The 22,605-nt window shown below is 69.8% G+C and carries 23 protein-coding genes and 1 tRNA gene; 15 read left to right on the top strand and 9 right to left on the bottom strand.

Going from position 1 to position 22,605, the window contains the following annotated elements; translation table 11 throughout:
* The first annotated feature begins 1 nt into the window (after nt 1).
* From nicT to pyk, 9 genes are all read left to right on the top strand, one after another.
* On the top strand, nt 2-1,045 hold the full coding sequence (nicT, locus tag D7I44_RS16215) for a Nickel transporter NicT (RefSeq protein WP_220093791.1): 1,044 nt from the start codon (nt 2-4) through the stop codon (nt 1,043-1,045).
* Nucleotides 1,042-1,290, top strand: coding sequence for an HGxxPAAW family protein (locus tag D7I44_RS16210; RefSeq protein WP_120790442.1), 249 nt, complete (start codon nt 1,042-1,044; stop codon nt 1,288-1,290). The genes nicT and D7I44_RS16210 overlap by 4 nt, the downstream gene beginning before the upstream one ends.
* The gene (gene trpC / locus D7I44_RS16205) at nt 1,290-2,069 is read left to right on the top strand and encodes an indole-3-glycerol phosphate synthase TrpC (protein WP_120790441.1); all 780 of its coding nucleotides are present in this window, start codon (nt 1,290-1,292) and stop codon (nt 2,067-2,069) included. The genes D7I44_RS16210 and trpC overlap by 1 nt, the downstream gene beginning before the upstream one ends.
* A gap of 9 nt (nt 2,070-2,078) precedes the next feature.
* Complete coding sequence (gene trpB, locus D7I44_RS16200) at nt 2,079-3,293, top strand: tryptophan synthase subunit beta (RefSeq protein WP_120790440.1); 1,215 nt, start codon at nt 2,079-2,081, stop codon at nt 3,291-3,293.
* Nucleotides 3,290-4,087, top strand: a complete 798-nt coding sequence (trpA, locus tag D7I44_RS16195; RefSeq protein WP_120790439.1) for a tryptophan synthase subunit alpha — start codon at nt 3,290-3,292, stop codon at nt 4,085-4,087. The genes trpB and trpA overlap by 4 nt, the downstream gene beginning before the upstream one ends.
* 94 nt (nt 4,088-4,181) lie before the next feature.
* On the top strand, nt 4,182-5,153 hold the full coding sequence (gene lgt / locus D7I44_RS16190; RefSeq protein ID WP_120790438.1) for a prolipoprotein diacylglyceryl transferase: 972 nt from the start codon (nt 4,182-4,184) through the stop codon (nt 5,151-5,153).
* Nucleotides 5,154-5,262: 109 nt separating this feature from the next.
* Nucleotides 5,263-9,819 (top strand): glutamate synthase large subunit, encoded by a 4,557-nt coding sequence (gltB, locus tag D7I44_RS16185; RefSeq protein WP_245979756.1) that lies wholly within the window; start codon nt 5,263-5,265, stop codon nt 9,817-9,819.
* Nucleotides 9,812-11,269 (top strand): glutamate synthase subunit beta, encoded by a 1,458-nt coding sequence (locus D7I44_RS16180; RefSeq protein ID WP_120790436.1) that lies wholly within the window; start codon nt 9,812-9,814, stop codon nt 11,267-11,269. Before gltB ends, D7I44_RS16180 begins: the two co-directional genes overlap by 8 nt.
* Before the next feature lie 73 nt (nt 11,270-11,342).
* The gene (pyk, locus tag D7I44_RS16175) at nt 11,343-12,788 is read left to right on the top strand and encodes a pyruvate kinase (RefSeq protein WP_120790435.1); all 1,446 of its coding nucleotides are present in this window, start codon (nt 11,343-11,345) and stop codon (nt 12,786-12,788) included.
* Here the strand turns inward: pyk and D7I44_RS16170 are convergent.
* Together D7I44_RS16170 and D7I44_RS16165 are read right to left on the bottom strand one after the other, a co-directional pair.
* A complete protein-coding gene (locus D7I44_RS16170; protein WP_220093790.1) occupies nt 12,752-13,231 on the bottom strand; it encodes a phosphoribosyltransferase family protein in 480 nt (159 codons plus the stop codon). The genes pyk and D7I44_RS16170 overlap by 37 nt on opposite strands.
* A gap of 9 nt (nt 13,232-13,240) precedes the next feature.
* Nucleotides 13,241-14,128 (bottom strand): EamA family transporter, encoded by an 888-nt coding sequence (locus D7I44_RS16165; RefSeq protein ID WP_120791017.1) that lies wholly within the window; start codon nt 14,126-14,128, stop codon nt 13,241-13,243.
* A gap of 56 nt (nt 14,129-14,184) precedes the next feature.
* Between D7I44_RS16165 and D7I44_RS16160 the strand changes: the two genes are divergently transcribed.
* From D7I44_RS16160 to D7I44_RS16150, 3 genes are all read left to right on the top strand, one after another.
* Nucleotides 14,185-14,844: a histidine phosphatase family protein gene (locus D7I44_RS16160; RefSeq protein WP_120790434.1), complete on the top strand. Its 660-nt coding sequence runs from the start codon at nt 14,185-14,187 to the stop codon at nt 14,842-14,844.
* Between the two features lie 87 nt (nt 14,845-14,931).
* Nucleotides 14,932-15,321: a hypothetical protein gene (locus D7I44_RS16155; protein ID WP_120790433.1), complete on the top strand. Its 390-nt coding sequence runs from the start codon at nt 14,932-14,934 to the stop codon at nt 15,319-15,321.
* Between the two features lie 36 nt (nt 15,322-15,357).
* Nucleotides 15,358-16,071 carry an HAD family hydrolase gene (locus D7I44_RS16150; protein ID WP_120790432.1) on the top strand — a complete coding sequence of 238 codons (714 nt, stop codon included), beginning with the start codon at nt 15,358-15,360 and terminating at the stop codon, nt 16,069-16,071.
* Here the strand turns inward: D7I44_RS16150 and rlmN are convergent, their stop codons facing one another.
* Nucleotides 16,072-17,283: a dual-specificity RNA methyltransferase RlmN gene (gene rlmN / locus D7I44_RS16145; RefSeq protein ID WP_120790431.1), complete on the bottom strand. Its 1,212-nt coding sequence runs from the start codon at nt 17,281-17,283 to the stop codon at nt 16,072-16,074.
* A gap of 144 nt (nt 17,284-17,427) precedes the next feature.
* On the opposite strand from rlmN, the gene D7I44_RS16140 reads away from it, so the two are divergent.
* Both D7I44_RS16140 and D7I44_RS18320 read left to right on the top strand, forming a co-directional pair.
* The gene (locus D7I44_RS16140; RefSeq protein WP_120790430.1) at nt 17,428-17,628 is read left to right on the top strand and encodes a hypothetical protein; all 201 of its coding nucleotides are present in this window, start codon (nt 17,428-17,430) and stop codon (nt 17,626-17,628) included.
* Nucleotides 17,625-17,948 carry a hypothetical protein gene (locus tag D7I44_RS18320; RefSeq protein ID WP_162940330.1) on the top strand — a complete coding sequence of 108 codons (324 nt, stop codon included), beginning with the start codon at nt 17,625-17,627 and terminating at the stop codon, nt 17,946-17,948. The genes D7I44_RS16140 and D7I44_RS18320 overlap by 4 nt, the downstream gene beginning before the upstream one ends.
* Before the next feature lie 215 nt (nt 17,949-18,163).
* Here the strand turns inward: D7I44_RS18320 and D7I44_RS16130 are convergent, their stop codons facing one another.
* Both D7I44_RS16130 and D7I44_RS16125 read right to left on the bottom strand, forming a co-directional pair.
* Complete coding sequence (locus D7I44_RS16130; protein WP_120790429.1) at nt 18,164-19,048, bottom strand: aldo/keto reductase; 885 nt, start codon at nt 19,046-19,048, stop codon at nt 18,164-18,166.
* A gap of 152 nt (nt 19,049-19,200) precedes the next feature.
* Nucleotides 19,201-19,283, bottom strand: a tRNA-Leu gene (locus tag D7I44_RS16125).
* A 65-nt stretch (nt 19,284-19,348) separates the two neighbouring features.
* On the opposite strand from D7I44_RS16125, the gene D7I44_RS16120 reads away from it, so the two are divergent.
* On the top strand, nt 19,349-19,960 hold the full coding sequence (locus tag D7I44_RS16120) for an ANTAR domain-containing response regulator (protein ID WP_120790428.1): 612 nt from the start codon (nt 19,349-19,351) through the stop codon (nt 19,958-19,960).
* A 49-nt stretch (nt 19,961-20,009) separates the two neighbouring features.
* Here the strand turns inward: D7I44_RS16120 and D7I44_RS16115 are convergent, their stop codons facing one another.
* The 4 genes from D7I44_RS16115 to D7I44_RS16100 are packed head-to-tail and all read right to left on the bottom strand — an operon-like array spanning nt 20,010 to nt 22,519.
* Entirely contained in the window at nt 20,010-20,927 is a 918-nt protein-coding gene (locus D7I44_RS16115; protein ID WP_120790427.1) for a bifunctional methylenetetrahydrofolate dehydrogenase/methenyltetrahydrofolate cyclohydrolase, read from the bottom strand.
* A complete protein-coding gene (locus D7I44_RS16110; RefSeq protein WP_120790426.1) occupies nt 20,924-21,505 on the bottom strand; it encodes a cyclodeaminase/cyclohydrolase family protein in 582 nt (193 codons plus the stop codon). Before D7I44_RS16110 ends, D7I44_RS16115 begins: the two co-directional genes overlap by 4 nt.
* Nucleotides 21,506-21,515: 10 nt before the next feature.
* Entirely contained in the window at nt 21,516-22,157 is a 642-nt protein-coding gene (locus D7I44_RS16105; RefSeq protein ID WP_245979755.1) for a YdcF family protein, read from the bottom strand.
* A gap of 5 nt (nt 22,158-22,162) precedes the next feature.
* Nucleotides 22,163-22,519 carry a PaaI family thioesterase gene (locus D7I44_RS16100; protein ID WP_120791016.1) on the bottom strand — a complete coding sequence of 119 codons (357 nt, stop codon included), beginning with the start codon at nt 22,517-22,519 and terminating at the stop codon, nt 22,163-22,165.
* Between the last annotated feature and the right edge of the window lie 86 nt (nt 22,520-22,605).

Genomic DNA, 22,605 nt, shown 5'->3' with positions numbered 1-22,605 from the left:
CATGGCCGGTCTCGTCGTCCTTCTGCATGTGATCGGCTTCGGCTTGCTCATCATCGCCGTCGCACCGGAGCACTACCGGCTCGGCGACGCTCATCAGGCGTTCACCGTCGGAGTCGGCGTGCTGGCCTACAGCTTCGGGCTCAGGCATGCCTTCGACGTCGATCACATCGCCGCCATCGACAACACGACCCGCAAGCTGCTCGCAGACGGCCAGAGACCGCTCTCGGTGGGGTTCTGGTTCTCCCTCGGCCACTCGACCGTCGTGTTCGCGCTGGCGCTGCTCCTCGCGGTCGGGGTGAAGTCGATCGTCGGCCCCCTGGAGGACGGCGGTTCGAGGCTGCACGCCATGGCCGATGTGATCGGGCCGTCCGTCTCCGGCGGATTCCTCTGGCTGCTGGGAGCCCTCAACCTGGCGGTACTCATCGGCATCGTCCGCGCCCTCCGCAAGCTGCGCGCGGGGACGTTCGACGACGCCGAGTTCGACAGGCGGCTCGCGTCGCGGGGACTCCTCAACCGAATCCTCGGCGGTCTCACCCGGCGGGCGGCGAAGCCGTGGCAGATCTATCCGGTCGGCGTGCTCTTCGGTCTCGGCTTCGACACCGCGACGGAGGTCGGGCTCCTCGTCCTCGCCGGAGGCGCGGCGACCTTCGCGGTTCCGTCATACGCGATCCTCGTGCTCCCGACTCTCTTCGCCGCAGGCATGTGCCTCATGGACACGGCGGACGGGATGCTGATGATGGGGGCGTACGGCTGGACCGCCGCCAAGCCGGTGCGCAAGATCGTGTACAACCTCACGGTCACGTCGATCTCCGTCGCGACCGCGCTGCTGATCGGAAGCATCGAGCTGCTCGGAGTGCTCGTGGACGGCCACGTGATCACCGCGGCGCCCCTCGCGGCGGTCGCCCGCATCGATCTCGACTATGCCGGATATGCGCTCGCGGGCGTGTTCGCGGCGGCATGGCTGATCGCGCTCGCCGTAGGGCGGTTCGCGCGGTGGCGGCCCGGTAGACTCTCAGCCAGTAGTTCGAGACCAGGAGAGACATGAGCGGCACCACGAACGCCCCCGAACACGAGGAACTCGGCGAAGGCCACTCGCCGGCTGCGTGGACGGCGGTGATCATCATGCTGCTCGGGTTCACCCTCGGCACCCTGTTCTTCTGGTTCGACCAGCCGTGGTTGGTCGCCATCGTCGGCGGCGGCCTCGTGGTCGTCGGCCTGATCGTCGGCTGGATCCTGAAGCGGGCCGGCTACGGCGTGGGCGGGGAGAAATACCAGCCCAAGGGCCACTAGTGTCCCATCTCGCCGAGCTGACCGCCGGGTCGGTCGCCGACGCGAACGCCCGGAAAGCGAAGCGCCCGAAGGCCGCCGTCGAGAAGGCCGCGCTGAAGCAGAAGCCTGCCCTCGACGCGCTCGAGCTGCTGCAGCCGGCAGAGCAGATCAAGATCATCGCCGAGGTCAAGCGCGCGAGCCCGTCGCGCGGCCACCTCTCCGAGATCCCCGACCCCGCGCAGCTCGCCGTGACGTACCAGACCGGTGGCGCGAGCGCGATCTCGGTGCTCACCGAGGAGCGCAAGTTCAAGGGCTCGCTCGCCGACCTCGAGGCGGTGCGCTCCGCCGTCACCATCCCGGTGCTTCGGAAGGACTTCGTCGCCACCGAGTATCAGGTGTTCGAGGCGCGCGCCGCGGGCGCCGACCTCGTGCTGCTCATCGTCGCGGCGCTCGACCAGAAGAAGCTCGCGAGCCTGCACGAGCTCGTGCGCGAGCTCGGCATGACCGCGCTCGTCGAGACGCACTCTGCGGAGGAGATCGACCGCGCGCTCGACGTCGGCGCCGGCCTCATCGGCGTCAACGCGCGCGACCTCACCACTCTCGAGCTCGACAAGGAGCTGTTCGGGCGCGTCGCCGACCGCATCCCCTCCGGCGTCGTCCGGGTCGCGGAATCCGCCGTTCTCAAGCGCAAAGATGTCGCGCGCTACCGCGATGCGGGCGCCGACGTCGTGCTGGTCGGCGAGGCGCTCGTCACCGACGGCGACCCGATCCGCACGCTCGAGAAGTTCTTGTCTGTTTAGGAACCACTGATGACACTCCGCGAAGTCGCCGGCCCTGATTTCGGCGCGTTCGGCGGGCGCTTCATGCCCGAGTCCCTGATCGCAGCGCTCGACGAGCTGACGGATGCCTGGCACGCCTCGCAGCAGGACCCCGGCTTCGCCGCCGAGCTCGCCGCGCTGCACAAGACGTACTCCGGCCGGCCGTCGATCATCACCGAGGTGCCGCGCTTCGCCGCTCACGCGGGCGGCGCGCGCATCATCCTGAAGCGCGAAGACCTGAACCACACGGGCTCGCACAAGATCAACAACGTGCTCGGCCAGGCGCTTCTCGTGAAGCGGCTGCTGGGCAAGACGCGCCTCATCGCCGAGACCGGCGCGGGCCAGCACGGCGTCGCGACCGCCACCGCCGCGGCCCTGTTCGGCATGGAGTGCACGATCTACATGGGCGAGGTCGACACCGAGCGCCAGGCGCTCAACGTCGCGCGCATGCGCCTGCTCGGCGCAGAGGTCGTGCCCGTGAAGACGGGCTCGCGCACCCTGAAGGACGCGATCAACGAGGCGTTCCGCGACTGGGTGGCCAACGTCGAGACGACGCACTATCTGCTCGGCACGGTCGCAGGCCCGCACCCGTTCCCGACGATGGTGCGCGACTTCCACAAGATCATCGGCGAGGAGGCCCGCGCGCAGGTGCTCGAGCTGACCGGCCGGCTGCCCGACGCCATCGCGGCCTGCGTCGGAGGCGGCTCGAACGCGATCGGCATCTTCCACGCATTCCTCGACGACGCCGACGTGAAGCTCTACGGCTTCGAGCCCGGCGGCTACGGAATCGACTCGGGGAAGCACGGCGCGACGCTCGAAGAGGGCCGCCCCGGCATCCTGCACGGGAACAAGACCTACGTCCTGCAGGACGAAGACGGCCAGACGCTCGAGTCGCACTCCATCTCTGCGGGCCTCGACTACCCGGGCGTCGGGCCGGAGCATGCGTGGCTCAAGGACCTCGGCCGCGCTGAGTACCGCAACATCACCGACGACGAGGCGATGCAGGCGTTCCGGCTACTGTGCCGCACCGAGGGCATCATCCCGGCCATCGAGTCGGCGCACGCGCTCGCGGGTGCGATCAAGCTCGGGCAGGAGCTGGGGCCCGACGCGCTGATCCTCGTCAACCTGTCCGGCCGCGGCGACAAGGACGTGGCCACAGCCGGCACCTACTTCGGCGTTCTCGATGAAGGAGCGGCCCAGCAGTGACCGACACCACCACCTCGCCGGTGGCCGCAGCCGTCGCAGCCGCCCGCGAGACCCGCACGGGTGCGCTCGTCGGCTACCTGCCGATCGGATTCCCCGACCTCAGCACCTCGATCGATGCGGCCGTCGCCCTGGTCGAGGCCGGCGTCGACGTGCTCGAGCTCGGCCTGCCCTACTCGGACCCCGTCATGGACGGCACGGTCATCCAGGCGGCGACGCAGCAGGCGCTGGCGAACGGATTCCGGGTCACGCACGTCTTCGAAGCCGTGAAGCAGATCCGTGCGCAGGTCGACGCGCCCGCCCTCGTCATGACCTACTGGAACCCGGTCGTGCAGTTCGGGCTCGACCGCTTCGCCGACCAGCTCGCCGAGGCGGGGGGCGCGGGGCTCATCACGCCCGACATCACGCCGGACTCCGCAGCCGACTGGATCGCCACGAGCGAGCGCACCGGGCTCGACCGCGTGTTCCTCGCCGCGCCGACCTCGACCGACGAGCGTTTGCGCCAGGCCACGGCGGCCTCGCGGGGCTTCGTGTACGCCGTCTCGACCATGGGGGTGACGAGCGCCCGGGCATCCGTCGATGACGCCGCACGGGTGCTCGTCGGCCGCCTGCGCGATGCCGGCGCCGACTCGGTCTGCGTCGGCATCGGCATCTCGACGGGCGAGCAGGTCGGCGAGGTGCTGTCGTACGCCGACGGCGCGATCGTCGGCTCGATGCTCGTCAAGTCGCTCGCCGACGGGGGAGTGGCGGGAGTTCGCGCCGCCGCCGAGTCCCTCGCAGCCGGCACCCGCCGCTGACGCCGCTGCGTAACAGATCACATAGGGTCGCGCCCTAGACTTCTCCCGGCCCCGCACCACGGCCGGGTCGACCCCTAAGGAAGGCACCATCACCTTGCAGGAAGCGCTTGTCTCGAGCATCCCGAGCCCGCCCGCCTCATGGCAGTCGTTCCCGATCGGTCCGATCACGATCCACATCTATGCGCTGCTGATCCTGGCCGGCATCATCGCGGCGGCCTGGTGGACGCACGCCCGCCTCACGAAGCGCGGCGGTGAGCCGGGCATCGTGCTCGACGTCGTGCTGTGGACGGTGCCGCTCGGCATCATCGGCGCCCGTGCGTACCACGTCGTCACGCACCCGCACGACTACTTCGCCGCGGGCGACAACTTCTGGAACGTCTTCGCGATCTGGGACGGCGGCAACGCGATCTTCGGCTCGCTGATCGGCGGCGCCGTCGGCCTGTGGCTTGCGTGCGCGCTGCCCAAGCACAAGCTGCGCTTCTGGTCGTTCGCCGACGCGCTGGTCCCCGGCCTGCTGCTCGCCCAGTCGATCGGCCGCCTCGGCAACTACGTCAACAACGAGCTGTTCGGACTGCCGACGAAGCTGCCGTGGGGCCTCGAGATCCCGAGCTCCAACAAGGCGTACCCGGCCGGCCTGCCCGACGGCACCGTGTTCCACCCGCTGTTCCTGTACGAGATCATCTGGAACGTCATCGGCATCATCGTGCTGCTCGCCATCGAGCGGAAGTTCAAACCGCGCTGGGGGATCTTCTTCGGCATGTACCTGATCTGGTACGGCCTCGGCCGCAGCTGGCTCGAGTCGATCCGCATCGACCCGAGCGAGTTCGGCTTCGCCGGCATCGCGAGCAACGTCTGGGCGGCGTTCGCCGCGGTCGTGCTGGGCATCGTGATCATCGCCGTGCAGCACCACCGGCACCCCGGGGCGGAGCCGAGCGTGTACCGCCGCGGCTTCGAGTGGACGCCCGGCGACGACGCCCAGGGCGACGAGAGCGGCCAGAGCGATGACGTAGACTCGAAAGACCCCATCGAGGGGGAAGCCGAGGCCACAAGCCGCTCCGGCTCGTAACGCACAGTCGGCACGGCACCCGCACCACTCAGCCCGACTACTTGAGGGCCGATGGCGTCCCAATAGTCACTCTCCCCAACTCATGTGAGGACGGTTGAAAATGGCGCCTATGCCTTTCAGTTCTGTGCCTGCCGCGCAGGGCATGTACGACCCGCGCTTCGAGAAGGACGCGTGCGGTCTCGCCATGGTGGCGACGCTGCGCGGCACAGCCGGCCACGACATCATCGACAACGCGCTGAACGCCCTGCGTCACCTGGAGCACCGCGGCGCGGTCGGCTCTGACGCGGGCACCGGCGACGGCGCCGGCATCATCACGCAGATCCCCGACGAGTTCCTGCGCGCGGTCGCCGGATTCCCTCTGCCCGAGGGCGGGCAGTACGCCGTCGGCAACGCCTTCCTTCCGCTCGACGAGGCCGAGCGCGAGGCCGTGAAGACGGCGATCGAGAAGATCGCCGCCGAAGAGCAGCTCACAGCGCTCGGGTGGCGCGAGGTGCCCACCCGCCCTGATGAGATCGGCACCCTCGCGCGCGGCGCCATGCCCGCGATCGAGCAGCTGTACGTCGCGGCGACGCACGCCGCCGCCGACGGAACGCCGCGCACCGGCATCCAGGTCGACCGTCTCTCGTTCCGCCTGCGCAAGCGCGCAGAGCGCGAGCTCAACACCTACTTCGCCTCGCTGTCGGCGCGCACGCTCGTCTACAAGGGCATGGTCACGACGCTGCAGCTCGAGCCGTTCTACCCCGACCTGTCCGACGAACGCTTCGCGTCCAAGCTGGCGCTCGTGCACTCGCGGTACTCGACGAACACCTTCCCGTCGTGGCCGCTCGCGCAGCCGTTCCGCATGCTCGCGCACAACGGCGAGATCAACACGGTGCAGGGCAACCGCAACTGGATGCGCGCGCGCCAGTCGCAGCTCGAGTCGGAGCTGCTCGGCGACCTGCGCCCGCTATTCCCGATCGTCACCGAGGGGGCGAGCGACTCGGCGAGCTTCGACGAGGTGCTCGAGCTGCTCAACCTTGCGGGCCGCTCACTGCCGCACTCCGTCATGATGATGGTGCCCGAGGCGTGGGAGAACGCGACCGAGATCGACCCTGCGCGGAAGGCGTTCTATGAGTACCACGGCGCCCTCATGGAGCCGTGGGACGGTCCGGCGGCTCTCGTCTTCACCGACGGCTCTCTCGTCGGCGGCACGCTCGACCGCAACGGCCTGCGCCCTGCCCGCTATCTGGTGACCGACGACGGGCTGATCGTGCTCGGCAGCGAGACGGGTGTGCTCGACATCGACCCGGCCAAGGTGGTGCGCAAGGGCCGCCTGCGCCCCGGTCGCATGTTCCTCGTCGACACCGAGGCCGGCCGCATCATCGAGGACGACGAGATCAAGGCGCAGCTCGCCGCCGAGCAGCCGTATGCCGAGTGGCTCCAGAACTCGATCAACCTCGCCGACCTGCCCGAGCGCGAGCACATCGTGCACACTCCGGCCTCCGTCCGCCGCCGCCAGCGCACCTTCGGCTACACCGAGGAAGAGGTCCGCATCCTGCTGACCCCGATGGCGAAGAACGGGGCGGAGCCGCTCGGCGCCATGGGCTCCGACACCCCGATCGCAGTGCTGTCGAAGCGGCCGCGGCTGCTGTTCGACTACTTCACGCAGCAGTTCGCGCAGGTGACGAACCCGCCGCTCGACTCGATCCGCGAAGAGGTCGTCACCTCGATGCGCCTCGGCCTCGGCCCGGAGCTCAACCTTCTCAGCGCGACGCCGCAGCACGCCCGCCAGGTCGTGCTCGACTTCCCGGTGATCGACAACGATGAGCTCGCGAAGATCCAGCACATCGACCCGCGGCCCGGCGCGCGGCTCACGCGGGTGATCAAGGGCCTGTATCGACCGGATGCCGGCGAGAAGGCGCTCGAAGACCGACTCGCCGAGATGTGCGACGAGGTCGACCAGGCGATCGAAGACGGCGCGGCGTTCATCGTGCTCTCCGACCGCGACTCGAACAAGGACCTGGCTCCGATCCCGTCGCTGCTCATGGTCTCCGCCGTCCACCACCACCTGATCCGCACCGAGAACCGCATGCGCGTCGGCATGGTCGTCGAGGCCGGCGACGTGCGCGAGGTGCACCACGTGGCGCTGCTCGTCGGGTACGGCGCCTCCGCGGTGAATCCGTATCTCGCCATGGAGACCGTCGAAGAGCTCGTCAACGCGGGCATGATCACGGGCCTCACCACCGAAAAGGCCGTCAAGAACCTGATCAAGGCGCTCGGCAAGGGCGTGCTCAAGATCATGTCGAAGATGGGCATCTCGACGGTCGGCTCGTATGCCGGCGCACAGGCGTTCGAGGCCGTCGGTCTCTCGCAGGAGCTCGTCGACACCTACTTCACGGGCACCGTCAGCAAGCTCGGCGGCGTCGGCATCGACGTCATCGCCGCCGAGAACCTGTCGCGCCACCAGCAGGCGTACCCGGAAGAGGGCGCCGTGCGCGTGCACGAGCGGCTCAACACGGGCGGCGAGTACCAGTGGCGCCGCGACGGCAGCCCGCACCTGTTCAACCCCGAGACGGTGTTCCGTCTGCAGCACTCGACGCGCACGCGCCGCTACGACGTGTTCCGCGACTACACGAAGCTCGTCGACGACCAGGCGGAGCAGCTCATGACGCTGCGCGGCATGTTCAAGTTCAAGCAGGGGCTTCGCCCCGCCGTGCCGCTCGACGAGGTCGAGTCGGTCGAGTCGATCGTGAAGCGGTTCTCCACCGGCGCGATGAGCTACGGCTCGATCTCGCGGGAGGCGCACGAGACGCTCGCGATCGCGATGAACCGCCTCGGCGCGAAGTCGAACACGGGCGAGGGCGGCGAAGACAACGACCGCCTGCTCGACCCCGAGCGCCGCAGCGCGATCAAGCAGGTGGCCTCCGGCCGTTTCGGCGTCACGAGCATGTACCTGACGCACGCCACGGACCTGCAGATCAAGCTCGCCCAGGGCGCGAAGCCGGGCGAGGGCGGTCAGCTGATGGCGCAGAAGGTGTACCCGTGGGTCGCGCGCACCCGGCACGCGACCGCGGGCGTCGGGCTCATCTCGCCGCCGCCGCACCACGACATCTACTCGATCGAAGACCTGAAGCAGCTGATCTTCGACCTGAAGCGCTCGAACCCGAACGCCCGCATCCACACCAAGCTGGTGTCCGAGAACGGCATCGGCGCGGTCGCGGCCGGGGTCGCGAAGGCGCTGTCCGACGTGATCCTCGTCTCCGGCCACGACGGCGGCACGGGTGCATCGCCCCTCAACTCGCTGAAGCACGCCGGCACCCCGTGGGAGCTCGGCCTCGCCGAGACCCAGCAGACGCTCATGCTGAACGGCATGCGCGACCGCGTCGTCGTGCAGGTCGACGGGCAGCTCAAGACCGGCCGCGACGTCATCATCGGCGCTCTGCTCGGTGCCGAGGAGTTCGGCTTCGCGACGGCCCCGCTCGTCGTCGAGGGCTGCGTCATGATGCGCGTGTGCCACCTCGACACCTGCCCGGTCGGCGTCGCGACGCAGAACCCCGTTCTGCGTCAGCGCTTCTCGGGCAAGCCCGAGTTCGTCGTGAACTTCTTCGAGTTCATCGCACAGGAGGTGCGTGAGTACCTCGCCGAGCTCGGCTTCCGCTCGATCGACGAGGCCATCGGCCACGCCGAGGTGCTCGACGTCGACCGTGCCGTCGAGCACTGGAAGGCGGAGGGTCTCGACCTCACGCCGATCCTGCACGGCCCGAAGTTCTCGGACGACGAGCCGCGCAAGAACGCGCGCCAGCAGAACCACGAGCTCGAGAAGCACTTCGACGTGCACCTGATCGAGGCCGCGGCGGATGCCTTGGCGAACGCCACCCCGGTGAAGCTCGACCTGCCGATCCGGAACACGGAGCGGGCTGTCGGCACGATGCTCGGCCACGAGGTCACGCTGCGCCACGGCGAGAACGGCCTGCCCTCAGGAACGATCGACGTCACGCTGACCGGCTCCGCCGGCCAGTCGTTCGGCGCGTTCCTGCCGGCCGGCATCACGCTGCGCCTCATCGGCGACTCGAACGACTACGTCGGCAAGGGCCTCTCCGGCGGCCAGATCGTGGTGCGCCCCGGCACCACCGCCGGTTTCGCCGCCGAAGAGAACGTCATCGCCGGCAACGTCATCGGCTACGGCGCCACCCAGGGCACCATGTTCATCCGCGGCATCGTGGGCGAGCGGTTCCTGGTGCGCAACTCGGGCGCGACCGCCGTCGTCGAGGGCGTGGGCGACCATGCGCTCGAGTACATGACCGGCGGCCTCGCCGTGATCCTCGGCGAGACGGGCCGCAACCTCGGCGCGGGCATGTCGGGCGGCACCGCCTACGTGTATGGGCTGCACGAGGGCCGGGTGAACGCGCAGTCGCTCGCCTCGGGCGAGCTGCGGCTGCTCCCGCTCGAGAGCGTCGACGCCGAGATCCTGCGCGACCTGCTCGAGAAGCACGCGAGCGAGACGGGCTCACCGCTCGCCGCCGCGCACCTGGCGGATTTCGAAGCATCCGCCGCCAAATTCGTGAAGGTGCTGCCCCGCGACTACGCCGCCGTCCTCGAGACACGGCAGCAGGCGGTCAGCGAGGGTCTCGACCCCGACGGCGACGTCGTCTGGACCCGCATTCTGGAGGCGACGACCAATGGCTGACCCCAAGGGATTCCTGAAGACCACCGAGCGCGAGCTGCCCAAGCGGCGGCCCGTGTCGGTGCGCCTCATGGACTGGAAAGAGGTCTACGAACAGGGCGACCCGACCCAGCTGCGCCGCCAGGCCGGCCGCTGCATGGACTGCGGTGTGCCCTTCTGCCATCGCGGCTGCCCGCTCGGGAACCTGATCCCCGAGTGGAACGACCTCACCTGGCGCGGCGAGGGCCACCAGGCCATCGAGCGGCTGCACGCGACCAACAACTTCCCCGAGTTCACGGGGACCCTGTGCCCTGCGCCCTGCGAGTCGTCATGCGTGCTCGGCATCAACCAGCCCGCCGTGACCATCAAGCAGGTCGAGATCTCGATCATCGACGAGGCGTGGAGCAAAGGGTGGGTCGAGCCGAACCCGCCGCAGCGCCTGACCGGCAAGACCGTCGCGGTCGTCGGCTCCGGCCCCGCGGGCCTCGCCGCCGCGCAGCAGCTCACCCGTGCCGGCCACACCGTGGCCGTGTACGAGCGCGACGACCGCATCGGCGGCCTGCTGCGCTACGGCATCCCCGACTTCAAGTTCGAGAAGAAGCGCCTCGACCAGCGCCTCGCCCAGATGACGGCGGAGGGCACACGCTTCCGCGCCGGCATCGACATCGGCACCGACATCACGTGGGACGAGCTGCGCACCCGCTACGACGCGATCGTCGTCGCCACCGGCGCGATGGTGCCGCGCGACCTGCCGATCCCCGGCCGCGACCTGCCCGGCGTGCACTTCGCCATGGAGTACCTCACCCAGCAGAACCGCGCGGGCGCGGGCGACACCGTCGCGAACCAGATCACCGCCGAGGGCAAGCACGTCATCGTGATCGGCGGCGGCGACACCGGCGCGGACTGCATCGGCACGGCGCACCGGCAGGGTGCGGCATCCGTCACCAATCTCGCCATCGGCACCCGCCCGCCGCTCGAGCGCGCAGAGCACGAGCCGTGGCCGATGGACCCGCGCCTGTTCGAGGTCTCGAGCGCGCACGAAGAGGGCGGCAAGCGGGAGTTCCTCGCCTCGACCGTCGAGTTCCTGCGCAACGACGCCGGCGAGGTGCGCGCGATCCGCGTCGCCGAGACCGAGTTCGTCGACGGCCGCCGCGTGCCGAAGTCGGGCACCGAGCGCGAGATCCCCGCGGACCTCGTGCTGCTCGCCCTCGGCTTCACCGGCCCCGAGCAGCAGTTCCTCGCCGACCAGCTCGGCCTGCGCTTCGACGGTCGTGGCAACACCGTGCGCGACGCCGACTACGCGACCGCGGAGCCTGGCGTGTTCGTCGCAGGCGACGCCGGCCGCGGCCAGTCGCTCATCGTCTGGGCGATCGCCGAGGGCCGCGCGGCGGCGGCGGCCGTCGACCGGTACCTCGAGGGCGACACCGAGCTCCCTTCGCCTATCAAGGCGACGGAGCGAGGCATTAGCCTGTAAATGCGCTGAAGGCGATCGCCCCGCCCTCCGCACGCAATCCGACACGAGTCCAGAAAGCTGAACACGGTAGATCATGAGACGCGCCAAGATCGTCGCAACACTCGGCCCCGCAACTTCGAGCTACGAGGCGATCCGCGCCATCATCGAGGCCGGCGTCGACGTGGCCCGCATGAACCTGAGCCACGGCAGCTACGACGTGCATGAGGGCGTCTACGCCAACGTGCGCAAGGCGGCGGACGACCTGGGCAAGCCGGTCGCGGTGATGGTCGACCTGCAGGGTCCGAAGATCCGCCTCGGCAAGTTCGAGGCGGGCCCGTACGACCTGCGCGAGGGCGACACCTTCACGATCACCACCGAGGACATCGTCGGCAACCAGGAGATCTCCGGAACGACGTTCAAGGGTCTCCCGCAGGACGTGAAGCCGGGCGACCCGCTGCTCATCGACGATGGCAAGGTCGGCCTGCGGGTCGTCTCTGTCGACGGCCCGCGCGTCGTCACCGAGGTCACCGTCCCCGGCGCCGTGTCGAACAACAAGGGCATCAACCTGCCCGGCGTCGCGGTCAACGTGCCCGCGCTCAGCGAGAAGGACGAGGCCGATCTGCGCTGGGGCCTGCGCCTCGGCGCCGACTACATCGCGCTGTCCTTCGTGCGCAACGCGAAGGACATCGACCGCGTTCACGAGATCATGGCCGAAGAGGGCCGCAAGGTCCCCGTGATCGCCAAAATCGAGAAGCCGCAGGCGGTGGATGCCCTCGAGGAGATCATCGACGCCTTCGACGCGATCATGGTCGCCCGCGGCGACCTCGGCGTCGAGCTGCCGCTCGAGCAGGTCCCGATCGTGCAGAAGCGCGCCATCGAGCTGGCGCGCCGCATGGCGAAGCCCGTCATCGTCGCCACCCAGGTGCTTGAGTCGATGATCTCGAGCCCGCGGCCGACGCGCGCCGAGGCATCCGACTGCGCCAATGCGATCCTCGACGGCGCAGACGCCGTCATGCTCTCCGGCGAGACGAGCGTCGGCGAGTTCCCGACCATCACCGTGCAGACCATGGCCCGCATCATCGAGTCGACGGAGGAGCACGGCCTTGAGCGCGTGCCCCCGCTCGGCACGAAGCCGCGCACCCAGGGCGGTGCGATCACGCTCGCTGCCGCCGAAGTGGCCGAGTTCGTCGATGCCAAGTTCGTGTGCATCTTCACCGAGTCCGGCGACACCGCGCGCCGCATGTCGCGATTGCGCCACCGCATCCCGATGCACGCCTTCTCGACCGATCCCGCCATCCAGCGCCGCATGGCGCTCGTGTGGGGCGTCCAGTCGTCGCTCGTCCAGCACGTGACCTACACCGACGAGTACTTCCGCCAGGTCGACGACGTGCTGCTCGGCGAGGGCATCGCGAGCTACGGCGAGAAGGTCGTTGTGATCTCCGGTTCGCCCCCCGGCCTGCCCGGCACCACCAACGACATGCGTGTCTACACGGTGGGTCACGCTCACAACGAGGTCGCGCCGGCGTACGCCCAGTCCTGACCCGCGAGCACGGCCCGCACCTCGGCCTCTGTGACGTCCGGCAGCTGCGAATACCAGCGGCGGATGCTTGACACGGGGTCGGGCCGCGCGACCGCATAGAGGTCAGCCGCAAGTCGACCGAGGCTGTGCCGCTGCGGCGCCACGGGCACGGCGGCCACGACCCGCGCCGGGTGCGCGGCGGCGATCGCCTCGAGCGCAGCGTGCATCGTCGCGCCCGTGCAGATGCCCTCGTCGACCACGACGACGGTGCGGCCGGCGAGGGCGTCGGCCGTGACAAATCCCTCGGCCACGGCGCCCAGCGGCGCACCGAGCCGGCCGGCGACGACGCGGGCGATCAGCACCCCACCGGCGGGGATGCCGAGAACGACCGGCCGCGCGCCCCTCAGGTTGAGGAGCACGTCGGCGAGCATCTCTCCCGCCTCATCGCGATCGCGGAACAGCACGCTCGCAGGCTACGCCGGGCCCGCCTGCTGCGGCATGGTGCGCGGCTGTGAATCGGGTTCGCGATGGCTCAAGATCGCGACGGACGCGCTCGCGACGACGAGCGCGATGCCCGCGATCATCGAGAGTGTGAAGCGCTCGTGCAGCACCAGCCAGCCGAACACGGCGGCGACCGCCGGCCCGAACGCGGTGACGACCGCGTAGATGCGCGGTGTCAGCCGCCGCAGCACGAACGCGTCGAGGCTGTACGGCACGGCACTCGACAGCACACCGAGGGCGAGCAACAGCAGCCACTCGCGCACACTGACCTGCTGCCAGGCGATCGTGGCGAGCGCCACCGGAACGGAGAGCACGGTGGTCACGATGCTCGCGACCGTGATGCCCTCGAGCCCCGGCAGCGCGAGTGCGACACGGCGGCTGAAGAGGATGTACGCGGCCCAGAACGCGGCGGCGAGCAGCGCGCACACGACACCGAGGGGATTCAGGTGGCCGGATGCCTCGGACAGCAGCACCACGCCCGCAGCCGCCGCGACGGCGCACAGCCCGTCGACCAGCCGGCGCGAGCCGAGCACCGCGAGCGCGAACGGGCCGAGGTACTCGAGGACGGCGGCGATGCCGAGTCCGAGCAGGTGCACCGCGAGGTAGAAGGTCAGGTTCATGCCGACCAGGGCGAGGCCGAGCACAACGGCCGGCCACAGGCGCCTCCAGCTGAGGCCTGCTCGTGTGGGACGCCAGAAGGGCACCAGGGTCGCGACCGTGACGAGCTGGCGCGCGGCCACGACGGGGACGACGCCGACGGCGGGGATCAGCAGACCCGCGACGGCCGACCCGAAGTTGACGCTGATGAGGCTGCCGAGCTGCACCACGGAGCCGCTCCACAGGCGGCGGGGTGCACTCACCGTCACAGCCTATTTGCGGTCAACGACATGCATCTTCGTCGGCTAGCGTCGAGAGGGTGCGTCTCCTCCTCATCCGTCATGGTCAGACCCCCGCCAACGTCGCCGGCGCGCTCGACACGGCGGCGCCCGGCCCGGGACTGACAGAGCTGGGGGAGCAGCAGTCTCTGGCCGTCCCGCACGCGCTGCGCGACGAGAACGTGCAGGGCATCTACGCGTCGCGTCTCGTGCGCACTCAGCTGACCGCCGCGCCTCTGTCGCGATCGCTCGCGCTCGACGTCGTCGTGCACGATGGCCTGCACGAGATCGAGGCGGGCGCGCTTGAGGCCAGGACCGACGACGACTCGGTGAAGGCGTATCTCGGAACGATCATCAAGTGGGGCACCGGCGAGCTCGACGCGCGCATGCCGGGCGCCTTCGACGGCCACGAGTTCTTCGGCCGCTTCGACGCGGCCATCACCCAGGTCGCCGAGACTCATGACGATACGGCGGCCGTGTTCAGCCACGGCGCTGCGATCCGCGCCTGGGTCGGCGCGCGGGCGCTGAACGTCAGCGGCGAGTTCACCCTCAAGAATCCGATCGACAACACGGGCGTCGCCGTGCTCGAGGGCTCGCTCACGCACGGATGGGAGCTGGTCAGCTGGGCCGGCACGCCCGTTGGCGGTGAACAGCTCGCCGACCAGTTCGCCGTCGACCCGACCGGCGAGCGGGTCGAGTAGGCTGCGCGGCCTCTCCAGCGGAAGGGATCTTGGCGCCCCACCGGCGTGTCGCGTCGCCCGGTCGGCATGTCGAGCAGAATCCCTTCCGTGAGCGATTTCGACCAGGCTGACCCCGACGTCGAGGGCCGACGCGTCGGCCGCGAGCTATGGCCGGCGGGCGCCAGCTGGGTGCCGGAGGAGGTGCTCGATGCGTGGCGCGAGATCGCGGCCAGGCATCCGGTCATCGATACGGATGCCGCGCGCACGGCCTTCCTCAACGCCGCGCGGTCCGCGCGCAAGTCGGCTCCCACGACGGCAGAGTCGCGGGGCAGAGGCGAACTGCTCGCCCGTCTCGCCGCGGCGAACGCGGCCCGCACCGCCGCCGCGCACGAGGCGAACGACGAGGCAGGAGCCGAGCGCGACCCCGAGGCGGCTGTCATCGCGCGCCGTCGCCGCGATTCTTTCGAGCGACGCCGGGCGCGACACGAGAACGGGTGACGACCGCAGGCTCGCTCGCAGCGTTACAGTCAGCGCATGGCCGGGATCGTCCTGTTCGACTTCGACGGCACCCTTGCGCGGCGGCCCTGGATCAGCTTCGGCCGCATCCTGCTCGACGCGATCAGGAAGGCGCAGCCAGAGACCGTCGTGACCGCGAGCGACCTGTGGGCCGGACTCGAGGACGGCTTCCCCTGGCATCACCCCGACCAGGCGCACCCTGAGCTCAACGGCGACGCGGATGCCTGGTGGCAGCGTCTCGAGCAGGTGCTGCTGATGGCGTGCGTGTACGCGGGCGTCGATGCCGAGCTGGCGCGGGCGGCGGTCGCCGAGGTGCGGCCGCGCTTCTCCGACCCGGCCGAGTGGGAGCTGTACCCCGAGACCCTCGATGCTCTCGAGGCCCTGCAGGAAGAGGGCTGGCGGCTCGCCATCGTGAGCAACGCCGTCCCCGAGCTGCGGCGCACGGTGAAGGGCCTCGGCATCGCCGGCTACTTCGACGCGATCATCGCGAGCGCCGACGTCGGCTACGAGAAGGGCCACCCCGAGATCTTCCGCATCGCGCTGCGCGCGCTCGGCGAGCCCGACCCGCCCGGCCCCGTCTGGATGGTGGGCGACAACTTCGAGGCCGACATCGAGGCCGCGACCCGGCTCGGCTTCGGCACGGTGCTCGTGCACTCGCCGGCATCCAACGGCATCGCCCATGATCTGCGCGACGCGGCCTACATCATCCTGATGGCGGCAGAGCGAGCGTAGCTATTCGGCAGCAGCCAGCTGCCCGCACGCCCCGTCGATCTCCTTGCCGCGGGTGTCGCGCAGCGTCGTCGGAATGCCCGCGGCCTCCAGGCGCCGGATGAACTCGTTCGTCACCGCCGGCTCGGAAGAGGTCCAGATCGACCCGGGCGTCGGGTTCAGCGGAATCGGATTCACGTGCACCCAGCCTCGCCCGCGCGCGTTGAGCTTCTCCGCCAGCAGGTCGGCGCGCCAGGCGTGGTCGTTCATGTCCTTGATGAGCGCGTACTCGATCGAGACGCGGCGGCCGGTCTTCTCGAAGTAGTACCGCGCGGCATCCAGCGCCTCATCGACCTTCCACCGGTCGTTGACGGGGATGAGCTCGTCGCGCAGCGTGTCGTCCGGTGCGTGCAGCGAGAGCGCGAACGTGAGCGGCAGACCCTCGTCGGCGAGCTTGCGGATGGCGGGCACGAGCCCCACCGACGACACGGTGATGTGCCGGGCGCTCATGCCGAGTCCCTCCGGCGCTGGCGCGACCATGCGGTTCAGGGCGGTCATGAGGCGCTTGTAGTTGGCGAGCGGCTCGCCCATTCCCATGAACACGATGTTGGTGACACGCGGCGAGTCGAAGCCGCCGTCCTTCCGCAGGCCGCCCAGCTCGCCGTTGGCGATGGCGCGGTTGGCGGCGACGACCTGGTCGACGATCTCTGCCGCCGACAGGTTGCGGGTAAGCCCGGCCTGCCCGGTCGCGCAGAACGGGCAGTTCATGCCGCAGCCGGCCTGGCTCGACACGCACAGGGTCACGCGGCCGGGGTAGCGCATGAGCACCGACTCGACGAGCGCGCCGTCGAACAGGCGCCACAGGAATTTGATCGTCTCGCCCTTGTCGGTGCGCAGCCGGCGCACCTCGGTGAGCAGGGGCGGCAGCAGTTTCTCGACGATTTCATGGCGGGCGGATGCCGGCAGATCCGTCATCTCGTCGGGGTCCACCGTGTAGTGCTCGAAGTAGTGCGTGCTGAGCTGGGTCGCGCGGAAGGCCGGGTGGCCCAGCTCGACGAGCTTCGCCTTGCGCTCATCGAGGCTCAGATCGGCGAGGTGGGTCTCTGGCTGTGTGCGGCGGGGGCTCTGGAACTGCAGCAGCGGCCGGCCGCCGGCATCCGTCGCCTGCGTCCAGCCCTCGGCCTTGGGGCGGATCTGCGGGCGCGTGCGGTGCGCGGCCGTCGTGTGCTCAGTCATGGCTCCATTGTCTCAGGCGCCCCTGAAGAACCCCGCGCGCATTCGAGCGGCAATCCTTCGGTCGATTGCGCCTCTCGTTGTCTCTCAGACGGCGTGTCGCCGAAAATCGCCGCTCGTACGCGCGGCGCCGTTAGGGTCAGCCCCATGGACAACGCCACCGCCGGAATAGGCCTGGTCTGGATCTGGCTCGCGCTGCTCTCGGGCGGCTACGCACGCACCCGCGGCCGGGGCGCCTGGGCCTGGTTCGTGTGGACCCTGGTCTTCGGCCCGTTCGCGGCCCTCCTGCTCGTCACTTGGCCGCCCGTGGAGAAGAAGGAACCGGAGAAGGAGCCGGTCGCCCGGTGATCGAAGATGAGGTCGAACGGGGCGCGCTGCTCGCGCGCATCCGCCCGTGGAGCGTCGGCGTCAACCTCGCGGGCCTGCCCGTCACCGCGGGCTTCCCGGCGCCGCGACGCCTCGAGGTGTACGAGAACGGCCTGCTCGTCCGGGCGCTCACCGTGGAGGAGTTCATCGAGCGCGGCGAGCTCATGCTCATCACGCGCGTGCCGCTCGGGGTGCGCATCCACTGGGAGTACGGCGCGGGCGAGGCGATCGCCTTCGTCTCCTCGTTTCGACGAGGGCGCATAATCCGCGCGCTGGAGAGCGCCGGCTACGCCGTGTCGTAGCGCAATGCCGGCGGCGACATCCTCGGCGGCCACGATCACGGCGGGCACCTCCAGCCCTGCGGCCTCCATGCGCCGCACGGCGAGCTCGCGCGGGGCCGAGGTGACGACAGCGCGTCCCGTCCATATCGAACAGGACTCCGTCGGCGACGTGCTCGATCTCGGTGGTCGTGGGCTCGGGGCTCATGCTCGGAACGCCACCCGGGCCCCGCAGCAGCTCAGGGCTCGGAGATCACCATCGCGAAGCGCTCGGGCCGCGGCGTGTCCGGGTCGGGGCCGCTGCGCACCCCGGTGTCGAGCCCGTCGATGCGTGCGAGCTCGTCCGCCGACAGCTCGAAGTCGAAGACGTCGAGGTTCTCAGCGATGCGCGCGGGGTTGGTGGACTTCGGGATCGCCGAGCGCCCCTCTTGCAGATGCCAGCGCAGCATCGCCTGAGCCGCGCTCTTGCCGTGGGCGGCGGCGATCTCTGTGAGCACCGGCTCGTCCATGACGCTGCGGCGCTCGTCGCCGAAACCGGGGTAGAAGGTGATCCCGCCGATCGGCGACCACGCCTGTGTGAGGATGCCGTGCTCGGCATCCGCCTGCTGCACGGCGGGCTGGGTGAAGTACGGATGCAATTCGATCTGGTTCACGGCGGGCACGACGGAGGTCTCGGCCAGCAGCCGCTCGAGGTGGTGCGGCATGAAGTTGCTGACGCCGATCGCGCGCACCCGTCCGTCGGCGAGAAGCGTCTCGAGCGCTCGGTACGCCGCGATGGTCTTCTCGAACCGGTCGGTGGCGGGCTGGTGCAGGATCAGCAGGTCGAGCTGCTCGACGCCCAGCTTCCCGATCGCCTTGTCGAACGCGTGCAGCGTCTCGTCATAGCCGTAGTCGGAGACCCACACCTTGGTCTCGATGAACACCTCGTCGCGGGGGGTTCCGGAGCGACGGATGCCTTCGCCGACCTCGCGCTCGTTGCCGTAGGCGGCCGCCGTGTCGATGTGCCGATAGCCGGTCTGCAACGCGACCTCGACGGCGCGAACCGTCTCCTCAGGCGGTGTCTGGAAGACGCCGAAGCCGAGGGCCGGCAGTTCGACGCCGTTGTTCAGGTTCAGGGTGATCATTTTTCTCCTCAGGAATCTCCGCCCAGTCAACACAGCGGCGGCCTTCCGCGGGAGCTCTTCGCGCTGATCCTGACCTGGAAACGATCAGTTGGTCGCCAGGCGCTTCTTGATCTCAGCTGGAAGGCCGACAAAGACGGCTCGAACCCAAACAGTGCCGGCAGAGGGACTCGAACCCTCACGCCCTCTCGGACAAAGCATTTTGAGTGCTCCGCGTCTGCCATTCCGCCATGCCGGCCGACACTGCCCGTCAACGATATCGCAGCGAAGCATCCGCACCGGCGCGCCGTATACGCTTGAACCGTGACTGACCAGCCGGAGAACAACGCGCCTCGCCGCGTCGTCGTCGCCGAAGACGAATCCCTCATCCGCCTCGACATCGTCGAGATCCTGCGCGACAACGGCTACGAGGTCGTCGGTGAGGCGGGCGACGGCGAGACCGCCGTGGCGCTCGCGACCGAGCTGCGCCCCGACCTGGTCGTGATGGACGTGCGGATGCCCAAGATGGACGGCATCGAGGCCGCCGACCGTCTCAACAAGAACCACATCGCGCCCGTCGTGCTGCTGACCGCGTTCAGCCAGAAGGAACTGGTCGAGCGGGCTTCAGAGGCCGGCGCCCTCGCCTACGTCGTGAAGCCGTTCACACCCAACGACCTGCTGCCCGCGATCGAGATCGCGCTGGCGCGCTACGCGCAGATCATCCAGCTCGAGGCTGAGGTCAGCGACCTCGCCGAGCGCTTCGAGACCCGCAAGCTCGTCGACCGCGCCAAGGGCCTGCTCAACGAGAAGATGGGCCTCACCGAGCCCGAGGCGTTCCGCTGGATCCAGAAGGCCTCGATGGACCGCCGCCTCACCATGCACGACGTCGCGAAGGCGATCATCGACCAGCTCGCGCCCGGCACGGCCAAGAAGTAGGGCATACCGAGCGAGAGAGCGGATGCCTGAGGCATCCGCTCTTCGCATTTCAGCGGCCGCTGACCGCCGCGAGTCTCGTCAGGTTGCGCGCCGCCATCGCGATCGTGAGCGGACCGACACGCGGCACGAAGACACTCGCGCGCTCCATGACGGATTCGTCGAAGTTCGTGAACTCGGCCACGTCGACGCAGATCGCGCCCTCGCGGATCTCATCGCCCCGCACCAGCTCGAACGACTTCGACGGCACCGCCGAGATGACGACGTCGGCGGCCGCGAGCGCGCTCGCCCGGTCGATTCCCGAGTCGCGCACGTCGTGCGCGTGCCGGCCGATCGCGGGCTCGAAGGTCACGGCGCCCGAGATGTCCAGCGAGTGCACGCGCGCGCCGTCGTTGGCGAGCATCGCGGCCAGGGGGCGGCCGACGAGCTCGCTGCGGTTGATGATGCAGGCGGTGACACCCTCGAGAGGCGCGTCGCCGCCATCACCGCGCATGCCCGCATGCTGCAGCAGTTTCAGGATCGCGAGCGGCGTGCACGGCAGGATCGCGCGGATCGTGTGCGCCTCGTCGAGGTAGCGGTGGTTCTCGTAGAGCTGGCGGCTCCAGAAGGAGTGCAGGCCCTCGACGTCCTTACGGGGGTCGACGAGCTCGCGCAGCCAGCGGTCGCCTGCCCGGTCCATCAAGGGGTAGTAGAGGAAGATGCCGTCGACCTCGGCGTCGACGTTCGCGGCGGCGATGGCGGCTTCGACCGAATCGGGTTCGACGTGGCGCACCTCGAGCTCGATGCCGACGGCCTCGCAGCCGCGGCGTGCGTAGCGGGCGTAGGTCGCGGCCGGTCCATGCTCCTCGCCGAGCAGGCCGAGGATGCGGGGGCGACGCCCGCCCTCCTCGGTGAGCCGTGCGACATCGACGCGCACCTGCGCCTGATACTCGGCGGCGACGGGCGACGGGTCGAGGACGACGGCGGTCATGCGAGCTCCTCCAGCTGGGTCTCGATGGCGATGCGACGGCCGCGCAGGCCGGCCGCCGCGGGGGAGGAGAGACGCTCGAGCTGCGCGATGTTGATGTCGGCGGTGCGGATCGCGGCCCGCGCCGCGCCGATGACGAGGTCGCGGCCGGCGAGCACGTCGCTCACGATCGACGCCTTCACGAGCGGCTCGACCTCGCGCGAGAGCGCGATCGCGTCGACGAACGCCGCGGCGAGTGCGAGCGGCCGCTCGGTCGCCCCGATGCTCGCCGCCTCGATCGCGGCGGCCCGAACGGCGCGAGCGGCGTCGTCGGCCCGCGGCAGCTTGTAGGCGGACATCACGGCGCTGAAGTCGGCGACGTCGCCGTCGGCAGCGGGGCGGATGCCCTCCTGCAGCGCTGCCAGTCGTGCGGCCTGCGCATCGAGCGCCGCGTCGCCGGTGACGGCGAGCGCCATCTGCACGAGCCCGACGCCGAACGCCCCGCAGATCGCGGCGATCGAACCGCCCCCGGGGGTCGGGTCCGCCGAGGCGGTCCTGTTCAGCAGATCCTCGGCGCGCGCCGCCCACAGACTGTCATTCATCACCTCAAGATTACGGAACCGGGCGGGCGCCTCGGCGCGAGCGCAGCGAATGACGCAGGTCGATGACCACTGCGATCGGCCTGAGCCACAGCTGTTCGCCGAAGCGGTAGTCGGCGCCCCGTACGAGGCGGGCGGCGAGGTCGGGGCGCTGCTGCCGCAGGAATCCGCGCGCCTTCGCGGCGTGCAGCGAGTTGGAGACGACCTTGATGGTCGCCGCATCCTCGATCAGCGGGATCGCGTTCGTGACGTTCTCCCACGTCGTGCGGCTCGCGCCATCCCGTCCGATCGCACCCGCGTAGCCCCGCTCGCGCGCATACGCGGCCATCAGCTCGGCCTCGGGGACCGGGCCGCCGACGGCGCCGCCGCACAGCACGAGCAGGCTCTCCTCCGCCCTGGGATCGAAAGAGCGGATGCCTGCGCGCACCCGCCACCGATTCATCCAGTTGGCCCGGCCGCCCGCATTGCGGTAGCCGAGCACGACGACGGCTTCCCTGCCGCCCCGGGAGCCCTCGGCGCCGAGCTCGCTCCAGCTCGCGCGCCAGTGCAGGAATTCAGCCGTTCCCAGCACCGCCCCGACGAGCACCAGCGACGTCATCGCCAGTTCTCGCGACCACACGGGCGACGCCGCACGAGACGACGACCTGCGGGCCATGCGCCCTACTTCGGCTCGCGGATGACGTTCGTGATGCGCAGCGTCGAGCAGCGCCGCCCCGTCTCGTCGGTGACGACGATCTCGTGCACCGTCAGCGTGCGCCCGGCATGGATCACTCGCGCCGTGCCGGTCACCCACCCAGAGGTCGCCGAGCCCGTGTGGGTCGCGTTGATGTCGACGCCGACGGCGAAGCGGCCCTCGCCGCCCTGCTGCGCGAGGTAGTTCGCGTGCATCGAGCCGAGTGACTCGCCGAGCACGCAGTAGGCGCCGCCGTGCAGGAGTCCGAGGGGCTGCGTGTTGCCCTCGACGGGCATCCGCGCGACCGCGTGCTCACTGTCGAATTCGAGGATCTCGATGCCCATGCGATCGGCCAGGGCGCCCTGCCCGCGGGAGGTGTACCAGGCGGTGTCGTCGTTGCTCACCCAGCGACACTATCGCCGGAACCGAT

Source organism: Gryllotalpicola protaetiae, assembly GCF_003627055.1.
Taxonomy (GTDB): Bacteria; Actinomycetota; Actinomycetes; order Actinomycetales; family Microbacteriaceae; genus Gryllotalpicola; species Gryllotalpicola protaetiae.
The sequence above is the reverse complement of the archived record's forward strand: the minus strand, read 5'-3'. Positions and strand labels throughout refer to the sequence as shown.